Annotated in this window: 10 protein-coding genes; 7 read left to right on the top strand and 3 right to left on the bottom strand. The window is 64.5% G+C overall.

Annotation, left to right across the window (positions count from 1 at the left end):
- A complete protein-coding gene (locus ACW170_RS13100) occupies window positions 1-1,575 on the bottom strand; it encodes a sodium/sugar symporter (RefSeq protein WP_492087085.1) in 1,575 nt (524 codons plus the stop codon).
- Between the two features lie 201 nt (window positions 1,576-1,776).
- Between ACW170_RS13100 and ACW170_RS13095 the strand changes: the two genes are divergently transcribed.
- From ACW170_RS13095 to ACW170_RS13085, 3 genes are all read left to right on the top strand, one after another.
- Window positions 1,777-2,550 (top strand): IclR family transcriptional regulator, encoded by a 774-nt coding sequence (locus ACW170_RS13095; RefSeq protein WP_492087084.1) that lies wholly within the window; start codon window positions 1,777-1,779, stop codon window positions 2,548-2,550.
- Between the two features lie 131 nt (window positions 2,551-2,681).
- Window positions 2,682-3,431, top strand: coding sequence for an SDR family NAD(P)-dependent oxidoreductase (locus ACW170_RS13090; protein WP_492087083.1), 750 nt, complete (start codon window positions 2,682-2,684; stop codon window positions 3,429-3,431).
- Between the two features lies 1 nt (window position 3,432).
- On the top strand, window positions 3,433-5,235 hold the full coding sequence (locus ACW170_RS13085) for an IlvD/Edd family dehydratase (RefSeq protein ID WP_492087082.1): 1,803 nt from the start codon (window positions 3,433-3,435) through the stop codon (window positions 5,233-5,235).
- Window positions 5,236-5,273: 38 nt separating this feature from the next.
- On the opposite strand, the gene ACW170_RS13080 is transcribed toward ACW170_RS13085, so the two are convergent.
- Complete coding sequence (locus tag ACW170_RS13080; RefSeq protein WP_492087081.1) at window positions 5,274-6,785, bottom strand: tryptophan halogenase family protein; 1,512 nt, start codon at window positions 6,783-6,785, stop codon at window positions 5,274-5,276.
- Window positions 6,785-8,296 carry a tryptophan halogenase family protein gene (locus tag ACW170_RS13075; protein WP_492087080.1) on the bottom strand — a complete coding sequence of 504 codons (1,512 nt, stop codon included), beginning with the start codon at window positions 8,294-8,296 and terminating at the stop codon, window positions 6,785-6,787. Before ACW170_RS13075 ends, ACW170_RS13080 begins: the two co-directional genes overlap by 1 nt.
- A 237-nt stretch (window positions 8,297-8,533) precedes the next feature.
- Here ACW170_RS13075 and ACW170_RS13070 point away from each other — a divergent pair, with 237 nt between their 5' ends.
- The 4 genes from ACW170_RS13070 (at window position 8,534) to ACW170_RS13055 (ending at window position 18,324) form a co-directional block, all read left to right on the top strand.
- Window positions 8,534-11,452, top strand: coding sequence for a TonB-dependent receptor (locus tag ACW170_RS13070; protein WP_492087079.1), 2,919 nt, complete (start codon window positions 8,534-8,536; stop codon window positions 11,450-11,452).
- Between the two features lie 74 nt (window positions 11,453-11,526).
- A complete protein-coding gene (locus ACW170_RS13065) occupies window positions 11,527-13,173 on the top strand; it encodes a DUF5597 domain-containing protein (protein WP_492087078.1) in 1,647 nt (548 codons plus the stop codon).
- A gap of 29 nt (window positions 13,174-13,202) precedes the next feature.
- On the top strand, window positions 13,203-16,133 hold the full coding sequence (locus ACW170_RS13060; RefSeq protein ID WP_492087077.1) for a TIM-barrel domain-containing protein: 2,931 nt from the start codon (window positions 13,203-13,205) through the stop codon (window positions 16,131-16,133).
- A 241-nt stretch (window positions 16,134-16,374) separates the two neighbouring features.
- The gene (locus ACW170_RS13055) at window positions 16,375-18,324 is read left to right on the top strand and encodes a sialate O-acetylesterase (protein ID WP_492087076.1); all 1,950 of its coding nucleotides are present in this window, start codon (window positions 16,375-16,377) and stop codon (window positions 18,322-18,324) included.
- Window position 18,325 lies beyond the last annotated feature (1 nt).

Below are 18,325 nucleotides of genomic sequence, written 5' to 3'. Positions count from 1 at the left end.
TTACCACCAGATCGAATAGACCAGGATCAGGAAGCAGACCACGCCGACGGCGGCCAGGTTGAAGCCCAGCGACGTCTTGTAGCTGATCTGGTCCAGCTTGATCTTCATGGCGTCCGGCTTGGCCGGGACCAGCAGGGAGACGATGACGGCTGCGATCAGGGAGACGACGAAGACGACGCCGACCCGGTTCATGAAGGGGAAGATGAACTGACCGGTTTCCTGCAGCCACCAGAAGATGGCCGACAGCACCACCGAGCCGATGGCGGCGGTCAGGGCGCCGGCTTCAGACGCGCGCTTCCAGAACAGGCCCAGCATGAAGATGACGACGATGCCCGGCGTGAAGAAGCCCGTGAACTCCTGGATGAACTGGAAGGCCTGGTCGAAGCCGCCCAGAAGCGGACGGGCGGTCAGGATGCCGATGATCACGGCGACGACGGCGGCGATGCGGCCGACGGTGACCAACTGATGCTCGGGCACGTCCTTCCTGATCTTGGCGTAGAGGTCCAGGGTGAAGATGGTCGAGATCGAGTTCACCTTGGACGCCAGCGAGGCGATGATGGCGGCGATCAGGGCGGCGAAGACCAGACCCTTCAGCCCGACCGGCAGCAGGTTCATCATCGAGGGATAGGCCTGGTCCGGCGCCGACAGGTTCGGCGCCAGGATCAGGGCGGCCATGCCCGGCAGGACCACGATCACCGGCATCAGCAGCTTCAGATACGCGGCGAAGGCGATGCCCTTCTGGGCTTCGTGCAGCGACTTGGCGGCCAGGGCGCGCTGGATGATGTACTGGTTGAAGCCCCAGTAGCTGATGTTCATGACCCACAGGCCGCCCAGCAGAACGGCGATGCCCGGCAGTTCCTGATAGTGGGGGCTGTCCTTGGACAGGATCATGTCGAACTTGTCCGGGAACTCGGTCAGCAGGGTGTTGAAGCCGGCGAGGGCGCCGCCCGCGCCGCCGATGGTGGACAGGGCGATGAAGCCGATGATCAGGCCGCCGCAGACCAGCAGGGCCACCTGGACGATGTCGGTCAGGGCCACGGCCTTCAGACCGCCCCACAGCTGATAGGCCAGGGCGAAGACGCCGATGGCGACGATGGCGTAGTCCTGGTTGAACCCGGTCACGGTGTGGACGGCGATGGCGCCCAGCCACAGGATCGAGGTCACGTTGACGAAGACGTAGAGCAGCAGCCAGAAGACGGCCATCACGTTGCGGATCGTCGGTCCGTACCGCTGCTGCAGGAACTGCGGCATGGTGACGATGTCGTTGCGCAGGAAGATGGGCAGGAAGAACTTGCCGACGATCAGCAGGGTCAGGGCCGCCATCCATTCGTAGGAGGCGATGCCCAAGCCAATCACATAGCCCGAGCCGCTCATGCCGATGATCTGTTCGGCCGAGATGTTGGCGGCGATCAGCGAGGCGCCGATGGCCCACCAGGGCAGGCTCTTGGACGCCATGAAATAGTCGGTGGAGGTCTTCTGCTCGCCGGCCTTGCTGCGAGAGACCCACTGGGCCAGGCCGAAGATGAAGACGGCGTAGATCGCCAGAATGGCCAGATCGATGCCCGCAAGCGTCATGTGCATTTCCCCTACAGCCCTTGGTGCGGGCGGCCCTTGGTCCGGGCTTCCCGCAAAGCCTAGGGGAGGCGTCCATCCGCCGCAACGATATTTTTATATATGCGGGGAGATTTTACCCGCAACAATGCTAAGGTCGGCGCGCTCGCGGCTTCACTCAAAGGTGACGCCCCGTTAGCCTCTGGATCTTGCCGCAGGATTCTCATGACCGATCAAGACCCGACTGACGACCGCAAATATAGAGCGCCCGCGCTGGAGAAGGGGCTGGACGTTCTGGAACTGCTGTCGGCTCAGGGCGAGCCGATGACGCCGTCGCAGATGTCGGCGACGCTGGGACGTTCGGTCAGCGAGCTGTTCCGTATGATCCAGGTGCTGGAGTTTCGCGGTTATATTGAACAGTCGCCGGACGGCTATCGCCTGACTAACCGCCTCTTCACGCTCGGCATGACTCAGGCGCCGATCAAATCGCTGGTCGATGTGGCCATGCCCGCTATGCGTGATTTGGCGTCGAACACTTTACAGTCCTGCCACCTCGTCGTCCCGTCCGGCGACCAGATCGTTGTGATCGCCCGAATCGAGAGCCCGGGCGACCTCGGCTATTCGGTACGGATCGGCTATCGCCGCAGCATTCTGCACGCGACGTCTGGCCTGATGTTCTATTCCCGGTCCAATCCGCGGGCGCGCAAACACTTGCACGATAGCTTGGTTTCTCTGTTTGGAGAGGCGGATGTGATCGAGTTCGCGGAGCGGGCCATGGCCATGACCCGAGGCGCTCATGTCGAGCGCGCTAGCGATTTCGTGGTCGGCGTCACCGATCTGGTCGCGCCGATCATGGGGTCGGACGGCGTCATCGCCACCCTGATCACGCCCTTTATCGAGCAGGCGTCGATGGTCTGCACCAAGGACCAGGCGGCGACCCTGCTGGTCCAGGCGGCCGGGGCGATTTCCGATCAGATGAGCGCCGTCTCACAAGCTTGATCTCCGACGAGTTTCGGCCGTTGACAGGAGCAAAGCCAGTCGTCATTTTCGTTGACGGTAACGACTTTCATTTGTGAAAGACCAATAGCCGCCGATAGAACGGCGGGCGTCGAGGAGGCGCGCTTCGAATCATGGCCGCCATCTACACTGACCTCAAAGGCAGGACCGTCATCGTCACCGGCGGCGCCGGCGGCATCGGCGAAGGCATTGTCCGCGCCTTTCACGCCCAGGGCGCCCGAGTGGGCTTTCTCGACATCGATGTGCAACGGGGGGCCAAGCTTCAGGCCGAGCTGGGGGCGGACACGCTGTTCGTCGCCTGTGACCTGACCAATATCCCGGCGCTGAAGGCGGCGGTGGCCGAGGTGCGCGCCGCGTTCGGCCCAATCGATATCCTGGTCAATAACGCCGCCCATGACGAACGCCATGCGACCCTGGACGTGACCGAGGAATATTGGGACGGCCGGATGGCCGTGAACCTGAAGCATCAGTTCTTCGCCGCCCAGGCCGTGCTGCCCGACATGAAGGCGAGCGGCAAGGGCGCCATCGTCAACCTGGGCTCCACCTCCTGGATCATCGGGCAGGGCGGGATGCCGGCCTATACGGCGTGCAAGTCTGCGGTGATCGGTCTGACCCGTTCGCTGGCCCGCGACTTCGGCCCCTTCGGCGTTCGGGTGAACGCCGTGGCGCCCGGCTGGATCATGACCGAACGCCAGCTCGAGCTGTGGGTCACGCCGGAGACCGAAAAGGAAATCTACGCCAACCAGTGCCTCAAGCGCCGGCTCGTGCCGGACGACATCGCCAAGATGGTCGTCTTCATGTGTTCGGACGAGGCGGGGGCGATCACCAATCAACACTATGTCGTCGATGGCGGCTGGACCTGAAATGACCGATACCTCGAAGCCCAATAAGATGCTCCGCAGCCGCGCCTGGTTCGACAATCCGGAGAACCCGGACATGACGGCCCTCTATCTGGAGCGTTATCTGAACTATGGCCTGACGCGAAAAGAGCTTCAGTCCAATAAGCCCATCATCGGTATCGCCCAGACCGGGTCGGACCTGTCGCCGTGCAACCGCCACCATCTGGTGCTGGCTGAGCGCGTGCGCGAGGGCATCCGCGAGGCGGGCGGCATCGCCATGGAATTTCCGGTCCATCCGATCCAGGAAACCGGCAAGCGTCCGACCGCCGGTCTGGACCGCAACCTGGCCTATCTGGGGCTGGTCGAGAGCCTATACGGCTATCCGCTGGATGGGGTCGTGCTGACTATCGGCTGCGATAAGACCACGCCCGCCTGCTTGATGGCGGCGGCGACCGTGGACATCCCCGCCATCGCCCTGTCCGTCGGCCCGATGCTGAACGGCTGGCACAAGGGCGAGCGCACCGGCTCGGGCACGATCATCTGGAAGGCGCGCCAGATGATGGCGGCCGGCGAGATCGACTATGACGGCTTCATCGAACTGGTGGCGTCCTCGGCCCCTTCGGTCGGCTACTGCAACACCATGGGCACGGCGACGACGATGAACTCGCTGGCCGAGGCCCTGGGCATGTCGCTGCCCGGCTCGGCCGCCATTCCGGCGCCCTACCGCGAGCGCGCCCAGGTCGCCTATGAGACCGGTCTGCGCATCGTCGAAATGGTGCGCGAAGATCTGAAGCCGTCGGACATCCTGACGAAGGAGGCCTTCCACAACGCCATCGTCGTCAACTCCGCCATCGGCGGCTCGACCAACGCCCCCATCCATCTGACCGCCCTGGCCCGCCACGCCCACGTCGATGTGCCGCTGCAGGATTGGCAGACCGAGGGGCTTCACGTGCCGCTGCTGGTGAACCTGCAACCCGCCGGCGACTATCTGGGCGAGGACTATTTCCATGCCGGCGGCGTGCCGGCGGTCGTGTCCGAACTGATGAAACAGGGGCTGATCAACGAGAACGCCCTGACCGTCACCGGCAAGTCGATCGGCGACAACTGCCGCGACGCGGAGATCGTTCTGCCGGACGTGATCAAGAGCTTCGACGCTCCGATGAAGACCGACGCGGGCTTCGTCGTCTTCACCGGCAATCTGTTCAACTCGGCCATCATGAAGCTGAGCGTGATCTCGCCCGAGTTCCGCGAGCGCTATCTGTCAAACCCTGACGACCTGAACGCCTTCGAAGGCCCGGCCGTCGTGTTCGACGGGCCCGAGGACTATCACCACCGGATCGACGACGAGAGCCTGGGCATTACAGAACAGACCCTGCTGTTCATGCGCGGCGCCGGCCCGGTCGGCTATCCTGGCGCGGCCGAGGTCGTGAACATGCGGCCGCCGTCCTATCTGATCAAGAAGGGCGTTAGCGCCCTGGCCTGTATCGGTGACGGACGTCAGTCGGGGACCTCCGGTTCGCCGTCGATCCTGAACGCATCGCCCGAGGCGGCGGCGGGCGGGAACATCGCCCTGCTGAAGACCGGCGACCGGGTGCGGATCGACCTGAACACCGGTCGCGCCGACATCCTGATCTCCGACGAAGAATTGGCCGAGCGCCGTAAGGCGTTCGAAGCGACGGGCGGCTACAAGTACCCGGCCTCCCAAACGCCTTGGCAGGAGATTCAACGCGCCACGGTCGGTCAGCTGGAGACGGGCGCCGTGCTTGAGCCCGCGATCAAATACCACCGCATCGTCGACAAGTTCGGCCTGCCGCGCGACAACCATTGAGGTTGAGCTGCATCAGTTCAGGCGGGTTGAGGTGAAACTCAGCCCGCCGGACCCGCCCGGCATCGGGCCGCGATATAATCGTCGTGGGTCGGCATCTGTTCGACTGCGCGCCGGATCGCCGATCTGATCTCGTTCAGTCGGAGCCGAACCTGCTCTTGAGGCACGGTTTCGGTCAGGGGGTCGCAGCGACCAGGGATTACGCCCTGGCCCATCAGGACGGCGATCCAACTGGCCTCCTGGAACAACTCATCATCGTAGCGGAAGACCCGCCCGCGACTCCGGAACAGCTCAATCTTTTGTGTCAGGCTGTCCGGCACGGCCATGTTGCGCACCTGGCGCCACAGCGCGGCGTCGTCCCGCTCGGTCGCATGGTAGTGCAGGATGATGAAGTCGCGGACCCGTTCGAATTCGGTCTGCATCAGCCGGTTGTAGTTATCGATGTCCGCCTGCGCGAAGCCGGTGTCGGGGAAGCTGAGCAAGAGCTTGGACAGGCCCGACTGGATCAAGTGGATGCTGGTCGATTCCAGCGGCTCTATGAAGCCCGAGGCCAGACCCAGGGACAAACAGTTCTTGTTCCAGGTCTTGCGCCGGCGGCCGGTTGTGAACCGAAGGAAGTTGGGCTCGCCCGCCGCAAGTCCGTCCAGCGACGCCCGAAGCGTCGTCTCGGCTTCATCGTCGGACAGGAAGGCGCTCGAATAGACATAGCCGTTGCCGGTCCGGTGCTGAAGCGGGATCCGCCAGCGCCAGCCTGCCGACAGGGCCGTGGACTGGGTGTAAGGCGTTGGCGGCGCCACGCGGGCGCAAGGCATGGCTACGGCGCGGTCCGCAGGCAGCCAGTGTGTCCAGTCCTCGTAGCCGGTCTTAAGCGCGCCCTCGATCAGCAGGCCTCGGAAACCGGAGCAATCGATGAAGAAGTCGGCCGCCAGTTCGCGCCCGTCCTCAAGTTTGACGGACTGGATGAAGCCGTCGCTGTCCCGTAATTTTACGTCGGCGATACGGCCTTCGTAGCGGGTCACCCCGCGCGCTTCCGATTGACCCCGCAAAAAACGCGCATAGAGACCGGCGTCGAAATGGAAGGCGTAGGTCATCCGCGCCAACGGCGCGTTTGGCGTGTCCTCCGGACGGGCGAACCGCCCCAGTCGCGCCGCCATTTCGGTGGGCGAATATTCACCCAAGCCGCCGACATCGCCGCTCGCGCTAGCCCTCAACCAGTACTGGTGAAAGGCCGCCACGCCGAGCGGCGCGCCATAGGCGCCGAAGGGATGGAAATAGCTGTGCCCTTGGCGAAACCAATCCTGGAAGGCGATGCCCAGTTTGAACGTGGCTTGGGTCTCGCGGATGAAGGTGTTCTCGTCGATGCCTAGAAGCTGGTTGAAAAGCTTGATCGGCGGGATTGTGGCCTCGCCGACGCCGACCGTGCCGACGGCCTCTGACTCGACAAGATCGATCCGAACCGCCCTGCCCAGTATGTGCGACAGGGCGGCCGCCGCCATCCATCCGGCGGCGCCGCCGCCGACGATCAGGATGCGTTGAACCGGCGCCGGGACCATCAGGCGTAACCGGTGAAATGGTCTGAGTGGGGGGGCAGGCTGGAGACGGCCTGACCGATCAGGTCCGCGAAGCGCGCGGCCTGTCGTTGGACGTCGTCAAGCTTGTCCAGCCCGACCAGAGGCGTCGTACGCCGAGGCCAGACGCCCAGGCCGGTGAAGACGGCGGTCCAGCTGTCCTCGCGGAAGGACTCGTCTTCCAGTAAGGGGATGTCGCCGCGCGCGCGGAACAGTTCGATCTTGTGCATCAGACTGTCGGGCGGCGCGGTCTCGCGGCAGTGACGCCAAAGATCGCCGTCCGTCCGTTGCGCCAGGTGATAGTGCAGGACGATGAAGTCGCGGATCCGCTCGAGCTCTAGCGCCGAACGACGGTTGTACTCGCGGACCAGCAAGGGATCGAAACTGCGATCTGGGAACATCTCGAGCAGCCGGCCGATGCCGTTCTGGATCAGATTGATACTGGTCGACTCCAGCGGCTCCAGAAATCCCGAGGCCAGTCCGAGGGAGACGACATTGCCCTTCCAGACTTCCCGCCGACGTCCGGTGACGAACCTCAGTCGGTTGGGCTCAGCCAGGGGCGGCGATTCCATCTGACCGATCAGGTCGTCCAACGCCGCCTGATCGTCGATGTGAGCGCTGGAATAGACATAGCCGTTGCCGACCCGGTGCTGCAGCGGAATACGCCATTGCCAACCGGCCGAACGGGCGCGAGCCGTCGTGAACGGCTCTGCCGGGCGGGTTGCCGCGCAGGGCAGGGCGATGGCCCGGTCACAAGGAAGCCAGTGGCTCCAGTCCTCGTATCCCGCCTTCATCGTCTGTTCGATCAACAGACCCCGGAAACCCGAACAGTCGATGAAAAGGTCGGCCCCGACCTGCCGGCCATCTTCCAACTGTACGGCCGCGACATGTCCTGTGTCCGGGCTTTGAACGACATCCACGATCCGACCTTCGCAGCGCATCACGCCAAGACCTTCCGCCAGGGTCCGCAGACGACGCGCGAACAGGCCGGCGTCGAACTGGAAGGCGTAGGAATAGTGGGAGAGAACGGAGCGGGGGTCGTCCGCCGGCGGGGCGAACCGGTTGGCGCGCGACATGGCGGTCGGCACCGACCAGGGCTCCAGGCCCTGTATCCGGCCTGCCGCCTTCAGACGGAACAGGTATTGCCGCCAGGCCTGTCCGGCGACGGTCGGGCCATAGTCGCCGAAGCCATGGAAATAGTCGGATCCGGGGCTGCTCCAGTCCTTGAACGCGATGCCCAGCTTGGCGGTGGCGGCCGTGGACCGGATGAAATCATCTTCAGCCAGTCCCAGCATGCGGATGAACTGACGGATCGGCGGGATGGTCGCTTCGCCGACGCCCACGGTTCCTATGGCTTCCGATTCGACCAGGGTGATTTCGACGGCAAGACCCGATGGGCGGGTGAAGGCGCGCGCCAGGGCGGCGGCGGCCATCCAGCCGGCGGTGCCGCCGCCGACGATGGCGATGTGGCGCACCTCTCCTGACGTGTCGCTCATTACCTCTCCCTCCATGCCGACTTTGCGCCGGTCCTGATTGCCGTCCACCGTAAAGCAAAGCTCGGAGGGGAGCATTAATGGTAGCGCTATCAGAAAATGCTTTTCAACGCATGAAAAGCTGTGCATCCTTGAAAGGTGGTCACGTCGTCCTAGAGCGGCGGACCTCAACTTCGGGAGGGATGTCGTCCCACGACGCTGATAAGCGACGGGCGCGACCAGCAGGAAGGTTTGAGGCAAATGTCTCGTCAAAATCACGTTCGCCGTGTCGCGCTTCTGTGCGGCGCTTCGCTTGTCGTCGTCGCCGCCATGGCGCCGACGACGTCCATAGCGCAGGAAGCTGCCCAATCTGACGACGCCGCCACGGTCGATGAAGTCGTCGTCACCGGTATCCGCGCTCAGTTGCGGTCGGCTCAGGCGATCAAAAAGAACTCTGAAGTCATCGTCGATTCGGTGACGGCCGTAGACATCGGCGCCCTGCCGGACCGTTCGGTGTCCGAGGCGCTGCAACGTATTCCCGGCATCACCCTGCAACGCACCAACTCCGCACGCGACCCCGCCCGTCTGGCGGCCGAAGGCGGCGGCGTCTTTGTGCGCGGCCTGTCGGGCGTGCGGTCCGAGACCAACGGCCGCGACATCTTCTCGGCCTCCAGCGGCCGGGGGCTAAGCTTCGAAGACGTGTCCGCTGACCTGTTGTCCGGCGTGGACGTGTACAAGAACGTCGCAGCCAACATGATCGAAGGGGGCATCGCCGGCACGATCAATCTGCGCACACGCGTTCCGTTTGATAACAGCGAGCCCCTGCTGGCGATCAACGCGGACTACAACTACGGCGACCTCTCGGAAAAGGGTTTCTGGTCAGGCAGCATCATCGGCTCCGACCGCTGGGACACGCGGATCGGCGAGTTTGGCCTGCTGGCCAACGTCAGTATCTCGAACGTGGGCAACCGCACCGACAGCATCTCGGCCGACCGTTATGACCCGGTGGTCCTGACGGCCGACAGCGCCGACGGCACGGGCCAAGCCAATGAAACGGTCTATATTCCCAAGAATATGGGCTGGCGCACCATCGACTGGGAACAGAAGCGCACGGCGGTCGCGCTGGCGGCGCAATGGCGCCCGAACGACCAGTGGCTGTTCACCCTGCAGGCCCTGGGTTCGCAGGCCGAGACTTATAACGTCGAGTATGCGATGGGCAGCGAAAGCATCCTGACGCCCAACTCGACCTACTCCTACAACGAGGATGGCGTGTTCGTTGCGGGCACGGTCTTCGACGCCAACTACAACACCGACACCCGTATCGGCGACGACACCAAGAAGACCGGCGATGTCGCACTGAACTTCAAATATACCCCCGGCGGCGCCTGGTCGTTCAGCGGCGACCTCCAGTACGTCAAGTCGACGGCCGAAATCTATTCGATGACGGCCTTCACCCAGTTGGAAGATCGTCCCGATCTGCAGTTCACCATCGACGGCGACCTGCCGACCATCACCTCCACGGGCGGGTCGATGGAAGACAAGTCGAGCTACTGGTGGGCGGCCGCGATGGACCACATCGAGGACAACGAGGCCGACGAAATGGCCGGCCGTCTCGATGCGCGCTACGACTTTGAGAACAACGACTTCTTCCGCTCGGTCGAGTTCGGCTTTCGTATGACGGACAAGAACTACACCAACCGCCAGACGGGCTATAACTGGGGGCTGCTGTCGAACCAGTATTGGCTGTTCAACGCTAATACGGTCTATCTAGACGATGCTGGAGCTGTGGGGGGGGCGCAGGATCCGCGTCTGCTGGATTCCTCCTTCTTGTACACGTTCGACAACTTCTTCCGTGGGGATACTTCGGTTCCTGGCGTCGCCTGGTTCCCGACTGCCGGCCTGCTGAATCAGGGCACCGCCCACGCCGATGACATCTTGAAGACCACCCAGAGCGCCGGTTGGGGCTGGGCGCCGCTCAGCGACGACTACGACAGCTATCGTCTGGGCAGCGGCAACGGCGGGGTTACTGATCTTCAGGAGAAGACCGAAGCTGCCTATATCTATAGCCGTTTCGGCAATGACACGGGCTTCTTCGGTCGCGCCTTCGACGGCAACTTCGGTGTCCGCGTCGTCAAGACCAAGACCGAAACCAACCAAGTGGTCACCGTACCGTCGATCACGGGGGTCTGCCCGACGGGCGCTGACTGCACAGACTTTAGTGAAGCGGTTCAGTTCGTGTCCGGTGGCGCCTTGGACGCGGGGGCGAACATCAGCAAGGAGTACACGAATGTACTCCCCAGCCTGAACCTGCGGGCCTTCCTGACCGAAACCCTTCAGGCGCGCGTCGCCGTGTCGCGCGCTATCCTGCGACCGGAAATGTACCAGTTGCAGCCCTTCACCAACCTGTCGATCAACTTTGAGGCTGACGGCTATACGCTGAACCCGACGACGCCCTTCACGGGCACCGGCGGCAATCCGAACCTGGAGCCTCTGAAGGCGACCAACTACGATTTCAGCCTGGAGTGGTACTTCGCGCCGACCGGCAGCCTGACCTTCGCCGCCTTCCACAAGGATCTGGAAGACTTCATCTTCTCCGGCAGCTCCACCGAGACCTACACCAACGGGGGGGTCTCCTATGACTTCCTTATGACCCGCTACACCAATGGTGACGAGGGCAAGATCGACGGCTTTGAACTGGCCTATTCCCAGTTCTACGACTTCCTGCCCGGTCCGCTCAGTGGCTTGGGGGTTCAGGCCAACTTCACCTATGTGGACAGCAGCGGCGGTCGCAACACCAGTCAAAATATCCTGGATCCGATCCAGAACGGCGCCGCCGGCGAAGAACTGCCGCTCGAAGGTCTTTCCAAGACCAGCTATAATCTTGCGGTCCTTTACGAGAAGTACGGTATCTCGGCGCGCCTCGCCTACAACTGGCGCGAGGAGTACCTGATGACGACCTCGGCGGCCAACATCAACGCGCCCGTTTGGTCCAGCGACTTCGGTCAACTGGACGGCTCCATCTTCTACAGCCTGACCCCGGATGTGAAGATCGGCGTCCAGTCGACCAATATCCTTAACGAGCGAACCGTGCTGAAGGTGGGCGGCGAGAGCCGCAAGGCGCCTTACAACTGGGTGGACACCGATCGCCGGATCGCTGTGGTGCTGCGCGCCGCCTTCTGATCCGGACCTGAGTAACGGGGCGTCGGCAGCCGCCGGCGCCCCGACTGTTTTCTTATCGACGTTGGGAGGCGGCGATGGGTTTTTTCGCACGCGGTTTGAGCACGGCCCTATCGTTCGCGGCCGTCGCAGTCGTGGCGGCGGCGCCGGTCCAGGCGCAGTCGCCAATCCCTCGGCTCGTCCAACAGGACGGACGGCATGCGCTCATAGTCGATGGCGCGCCCTTCACCATCCTCGGCGCCCAGGTCAACAATTCGACCAACTATCCGGCGCCCCTGGCCGAGGCCTGGCCCGCGATCCGCTATGTCGGCGCCAATACGGTTCAGGTTCCCATCGCCTGGGAACAGCTGGAGCCGGAGGAGGGGCGTTTCGACTTTTCCTTCGTCGATCATCTGGTGCAGGAGGCGCGTCGCAACGACGTGCGTCTGGTTATCCTGTGGTTCGCCACCTGGAAGAACACCTCGCCCAAATATGCGCCGGCCTGGGTCAAGCTGAACCCCGCGCGCTTCCCGCATCTGATCCAGAAGGACGGCGCCGAATCCTACGCCATGTCGCCCTATGGCGAGGAGACCATGGCCGCCGACGCCCGCGCCTTCGCCGCCCTGATGCGTCACATCCGCCAGATCGACGAGCGCCAGCGCACCGTCATCATGGTCCAGCCGGAAAACGAGACCGGCACCTACGGATCGGTGCGTGACTATTCCCCCGCCGCCCAGGCCGCCTTCGACGGCCCCGTGCCCCAGGCCCTGCTGGACCGGACGGGCAGGGCGCCTGGAACCTGGTCCGCGGTGTTCGGCGACGAGGCGGAAGAATTCTTCCACGCCTGGTCCATCGCCGCCTACGTCAATACGGTGGCTGAGGCAGGCAAGCGCGAATATCCGCTGCCCATGTACGTCAATGCGGCCCTGCCTGACCCGCATGAGCGCGTCGCCCCGACCAACTACGCCTCGGGCGGTCCGGTCTGGCCGGTGATCGATGTCTGGAAGGCGGCCGCCCCGTCGATCGAGATGCTGAGCCCGGACATCTACAACCGCGATTCCCACACCTATGAAGGCCATCTGGATCGCTACGCGCGGCTCGACAACGCCTTGTTTGTGGCCGAGACGGGCAATGACGCCCCCTATGCCCGCTATCTGTTCTCGGTCCTGGGCCGTGGCGGGATCGGCTACTCGCCCTTTGGCATCGACTACACCGGTTACGCCAACTATCCGCTCGGCGCGCCTGCGGTGGACGAGAAGACGTTGACGCCGTTCCGGGATGCTTATCGGCTGATCGCGCCGTGGCAGCGGGTGTGGGCCCAGGCCGCCTTCGACGGCAAGGTCTGGGGCGTGGCCGAGCCGGATGATCGCGCGTCGCAGACCCTGGATCTGGGCGACTGGACCGCCACGGTCGGCTATCGCCGCTGGCAGTTCGGTCAGCCGGACTGGACCTGGCTGGGTCCGCTGGCCGATGTGCCGGGGGCCGAAAAGCCCAATGGCGGCGCTCTGGTCGCCGAGATCGCACCGGGCGAGTTTATTGTCACCGGCTATCGCGCCCGCATCGACTTCGCCCCCAAGCCCGTGACCGACGGCAAGCGCCGCATGGTCGTGCGCTATGAAGAAGGCCGTTTCGACGACGCCGGGAAATGGGTCTTCGAACGCATCTGGAACGGCGACCAAACCGACTACGGCCTGAACTTCACCGACCGACCGCAGCTGTTGCGCGTCGTCACCGCCACCTACTGAACGCACCCCTGATAGAAGCGAGAGCCCCCATGACCTCGACCCTCGCCCGCCGGCTGATGCTGGCCACCCTGATGATCGCTCCTCTGGGAGCCTGTTCGACCCTGATGGACAGCGCCTCGGCCGGCGCGATCCAGCAAGCCGCCTTTGAACGCATCCCCGCCGGCGTCGTCATAGCCCCGACCGAGGGCGCCGCGCGCCGCGTGCGCCTTGAGGTTTACGGCCCCGAAACCATCCGCGTCACCGCCACTGAAGACGCCGACCTGGACCTGCCGGCCAGCCTGATGGTCACGGCGCAACCTTCGACCACGACCCCGTTCGAGGTCGAGACTCACGGCGATCTGGTCGTGCTGAAGACGGCCGAGGCCACGGCGGAAGTGTCGCGCACCACCGGCGCCGTCCGCTTCCTCGACGAGAACGGCCAGGAGGTCCTGAAGGAGCGCCCCGGCAGCCGCGAACTCACCCCTGTCACGGTTGAGGACCAGAAGGGCGACCACCGCTTCCTGGCCACGCGTCAGGTGTGGGAAAGCCCCGCCGACGAGGCCTTCTACGGACTGGGCCAGCACCAGCAGGGCGTGATGAACCACAAGGGCCAGGACGTTCTGCTGGCCCAGCACAATATGGACGTGGGCGTGCCCTTCGTTGTCTCTAGCCGCAACTACGGCCTGTTGTGGGAAACGAACGCCATCACCCGCTTCGGCGACCCGCGCCCCTATGGGATGTTGTCGGATCGGCTGATCGTTCGTGACGAGGGCGGCGCCTTCGGCGGCCTGACCGCCCGCTATTACCAGGACGGCGTGCTGAAGGTCAGCCGGCCGGAAGGGGAGATCAATTATGAGTTCATCCGCGACCAGCAGCGCTGGCCCGAAGGCCTGAAGGCTCAGCCCGGCGCCCCGGTCCAGACCGGCGACATGGGCAAGCCCGGCCAGGCCGGCGTCAGCGTCGTCTGGGAAGGCTCGATTGAGACCGCGACCGCCGGCCTGCACAAGTTCCGCCTCTATTCGTCCGGCTATGTGAAGGTGACGATCGACGGCAAGGTGGTCGAGCAGAACTGGCGCCAGAACTGGAACCCCTTCGACCATGATTTCCAGGTCCAGATGGCGGCCAACACGCGCGTGCCGATCAAGATCGAATGGACCCCGGAAGACGGCTATATCTCGCTGCGCCATATGGACCCGCTGCCGGCGGCCGACCAGGGCGCGCTGAGCCTGGCCTCGGAAGTCGGTACGGCCATCGACTACTTCTATGTCGGCGGCGACGACTTCGACGGCGTCATCTCCAACTATCGTGGCCTGACCGGCAAGTCGGTGATGCTGCCCCGCTCGGCCTATGGCTTCTGGCAGAGCCGCCAGCGCTACAACACCCAGGAAGAGGTGGTCGGCGCTGTGCGTCGCTATCGCGAGCTGGGCCTGCCGATCGACATGGTGGTTCAGGACTGGTTCTACTGGCCCGAAAACGCCTGGGGCTCGCACCAGTTCGACCCGGCGCGTTATCCGAACCCGATCCAGATGGTGAAGGACGTTCACGACATGAACGCCGACATCATCATCTCGGTCTGGCCGAAATTCTATCCGACGACCGAACACTACAAGCAGCTGGACGCCATCGGCGGCATGTACACGCGCAACGTCGATGTCGGCGCGCGCGACTGGGTCGGCCCCGGCTACGCCAACAGCTTCTACGACCCCTATCTCCCGGCCGCCCGCGACCTGTACTGGAAGCAGATGTCCGACAGCTTCAAGGACATGGGCTTTGACGGCTGGTGGCTGGACTCGGTCGAGCCGGACATGCACTCCAACCTCGACATCCCCGAGCGGACCCTGCGGATGGGACCGACGGCGGCCGGACCGGGCGCCTATGTCTTCAACTCCTATCCGCTGGTGAACGCCGAGAACGTCTATCGCAACTTCCGCGCGGAGCAGGGTGGTCAACGCACCACCATCCTGACCCGTTCGGCCTGGGGCGGCCTGCAACGCACTGGTTCGATCCTGTGGTCCGGCGATGTCGTGGCGCGTTGGGACAATCTGCAGGATCAGATCTCGGCGGGCGTCAACGCCGGCCTGTCGGGGATCGCCAACTGGACCCACGACATCGGCGGCTTCTCGGTCGAGGCCCGCTATTCGAACCCGGCCGGCATGAAGCCCGAGGACAAGGCCGAGTGGGACGAGCTTCAACTGCGCTGGTTCCAGTTCGGCGCCTGGTCGCCGATCTTCCGCTCGCACGGTGAATACCCACTGCGTGAAGTGTACAATCTGGCCAACCCGGGCACGGACTATTACACCGCCTATGCCGAGCAGATGCGCACCCGCTACCGGCTGATGCCCTATATCTACAGTCTCGCCGGGGACACCTATCTGCGCGACGGCACCATCATGCGCGGCCTGGTCATGGACTTCCCGTCCGACCGCAAGGCGCGGGACATCGCCGACCAGTACATGTTCGGCCCGTCGGTGATGGTGGCGCCCGTCACCGAGTACAAGGCGCGCAGCCGGTCGGTCTATTTCCCCGCCGGCGCCGACTGGTACGACCTGAAGACGGGTCAGACCTTTGCGGGCGGTCAAACCGCCTCCGTTGCGGCCGCTCTGGGCAAGATCCCGGTATTCGTCCGTGCGGGCTCGATCCTGCCCACGGGGCCGGCCATCACCTATACGTCCGAAAAGCTGGACGGCCCGCTGACCCTGATCGTTTATACCGGGGCGAACGGGACCTTCTCCCTCTATGAGGACGATGGCCAGGACTACGGCTACGAGCGGGGCGAGTTCTTGACCATTCCGATGACCTGGGACGACGCGCGCGGCGTCCTGACCATCGGCGCTCGCTCGGGCGCCTATCCGGGCATGCCGATGAACCGGACGATCAATGTCCGCTTCGTCAGCGGGCCCGGCGCCGATGTCGGTAACTTCGACGCAGCCCCGGCCAGGACGATCCAGTATTCCGGCCGGGCGGTCGAGGTGCGTCGCTAGAAGACGGAGGGCATCGACATCGTGCGCAATGTCGATGCCGGTCCGTTGTTTTGGCGGATGATTTTAAGTTCTTGTGCGAGCTGACCCAGCACGGTTGCCGACGGTGATATACGCCTCATTCCGTCTTCGCCGGGCCGGCCGGGGATCGAGCCTGATTGCACTTGATTGCACATTGCACCGATTTTCGCCGTGCAGTGCAATTTTGAAACGCCCGCCCCGGCGGGGTGAAGGGGAGGCGCCGATGCGCTCGTTTTTGCTGTCCGCCGTCGCTGCGACCGTTCTGGCCGTCGGCGCCGCTCAGGCCCAGGGCCAGACGCCTGCGGCCCCCTTGCTGGACCCGATGTTTCAGGATCACGCCGTCCTGCAACGGGGCCGTCCGATCGCGGTCTGGGGCCAGGCCGCGCCCGGCGCGGTCGTCTCCGTCGGTCTCAGCCAAACTCAGGTCCAGGCGACCGCCGGCGCTGACGGCGTCTGGCGCGCCACCCTGCCGACCTTGAGCGCCGGCGGACCCTATGTCCTGACCGCCCAGAGCTCGGGCGCGACCCAGACGGTCTCGGACCTCATGGTCGGCGATGTCTGGCTTTGCTCGGGCCAGTCAAACATGGAGTTCGCCGTCCGTCAGGCGACCAATGCCGACACTGAAATCGGCGCCGCTAACGACCCCAATCTGCGTCTCTTCCTTGTGGGCCGCTCCAGCCTGCCCGCGCCGTCGTCTGCGCCGCACCCGGTCGGTCAATGGCGCACGACCGATCCCGCCAGCGTCCGTGATTTCTCTGCCGCCTGCTATTTCATGGGACGCGATTTGCGTCGGTCCGAGAATGTCCCGGTCGGCCTGATCGCCGCCTCGTGGGGCGGGTCGATCATCGAGGACTGGCTGAGCCGGGACGCCGTGACGACCCTGGGCGGTCATGAACAGGCGCTGGAAGCGCTGGACGCCTACGCCCGCGACCCATCCCAGGGCGACGCCCTCTGGCGGCAAATCACTCAGGCCTGGTGGGCGGCCAATGATCCCGGCACCAAGCAGGGTTGGAACCTGGCGCGCACGACCGACGCCGACTGGGCGTCGATCCCCGCCGAAGGGTTCTGGGAGTCTACCGTTCCCGGTCTCGCCACCTTTGACGGCGTCGTCTGGCTGCGCAAAACGGTCGAACTGACCGCCGCCCAGGCCCGTCAAGCCGCGACGATCGAACTGGGTCCGGTTGACGATGCGGACGTGACCTGGATCAACGGCAAATATGTGGGCGGTCAGCAGGGCTGGGACACGCCGCGTACCTACGTCGTTCCGGCGGGAACGTTGAAGGCGGGGCATAATCTGATCGCGGTCGGGGTGCTGGACACTAACGGCGGCGGCGGCGCCTGGGGACCGGCCGCGAACAAGCGGCTCGTATTTGCGGATGGAAGCACGGTCGCCCTGTCTTCGGGCTGGCGTCACCGCGTCGCCGCACCCCTGGGCGACCTGCCCAATCCGCCGCGCACGCCGTGGATCGGAGGCAGCGGCACCACGACCCTCTATAACGGCATGATTGCGCCTTTGGGCGCCTACGGCGTGAAGGGCATGGCCTGGTATCAGGGCGAGTCGAACGTCGGCGATTACGTCGGCTACCGCCGCCTGCTGCCGGCCCTGTTCGCCGACTGGCGCAGGCAGTTCCAGAATCCCGAGATGCGGATGTTGGTGGTCCAACTGGCCAATTTCGGCCCCGCCGCCGGTCAGCCGACCAACTCCTTTTGGGCCGCCCTGCGTGAAAGCCAGCGCACGGTGGTCAACGCCGATCCGCTGTCGGGTCTGGCGGTCGCCGTCGATATCGGCGACCGCTACGATATTCACCCGACCAACAAGCTCGAGGTCGGGCGTCGGCTGGCGCTGGAGGCGCGGCGTCTGGACGGGACGGTTCAGCCTGTGTCGCCGCAGCCGATTTCGGTGGATCGGGCGACAGACGGGGTTCACGTCCGCTATGCGGTGGGCGCGGCCTTGACCGCCTATGGCTTCAATCGTCCGATTGGGTTCGAGCTATGCGACTCAGACGGCGCTTGCCGCTTTGTCGATGCTACCTTGGCTGGCGATCAAGTGGTGCTGACCACGGCCCAGCCGACGGACGTCAAGGTGCGCCTGTGCTGGGCCGACAGCCCGGTGTGCAACCTCTATGGACCGGCAGGGCTGCCGGCGGTCCCGTTCGAGGCGACGATCCGCTGAT

It is taken from the genome of Brevundimonas sp. FV2ps16 (assembly GCF_058681075.1).
Note: the sequence above shows the minus strand (reverse complement) of the source record. Positions and strands in the feature narration are given on the sequence as shown.

Bases quoted from the DNA above. Each gene is read 5' to 3' on its own strand.
- ACW170_RS13075 (WP_492087080.1), bottom strand. From the start codon at position 8,296: ATGAGCGACACGTCAGGAGAGGTGCGCCACATCGCCATCGTCGGCGGC.
- ACW170_RS13055 (WP_492087076.1), top strand. From the start codon at position 16,375: ATGCGCTCGTTTTTGCTGTCCGCCGTCGCTGCGACCGTTCTGGCCGTC.
- ACW170_RS13095 (WP_492087084.1), top strand. From the start codon at position 1,777: ATGACCGATCAAGACCCGACTGACGACCGCAAATATAGAGCGCCCGCG.
- ACW170_RS13090 (WP_492087083.1), top strand. From the start codon at position 2,682: ATGGCCGCCATCTACACTGACCTCAAAGGCAGGACCGTCATCGTCACC.
- ACW170_RS13080 (WP_492087081.1), bottom strand. From the start codon at position 6,785: ATGGTCCCGGCGCCGGTTCAACGCATCCTGATCGTCGGCGGCGGCGCC.
- ACW170_RS13065 (WP_492087078.1), top strand. From the start codon at position 11,527: ATGGGTTTTTTCGCACGCGGTTTGAGCACGGCCCTATCGTTCGCGGCC.
- ACW170_RS13100 (WP_492087085.1), bottom strand. From the start codon at position 1,575: ATGACGCTTGCGGGCATCGATCTGGCCATTCTGGCGATCTACGCCGTC.
- ACW170_RS13060 (WP_492087077.1), top strand. From the start codon at position 13,203: ATGACCTCGACCCTCGCCCGCCGGCTGATGCTGGCCACCCTGATGATC.
- ACW170_RS13085 (WP_492087082.1), top strand. From the start codon at position 3,433: ATGACCGATACCTCGAAGCCCAATAAGATGCTCCGCAGCCGCGCCTGG.
- ACW170_RS13070 (WP_492087079.1), top strand. From the start codon at position 8,534: ATGTCTCGTCAAAATCACGTTCGCCGTGTCGCGCTTCTGTGCGGCGCT.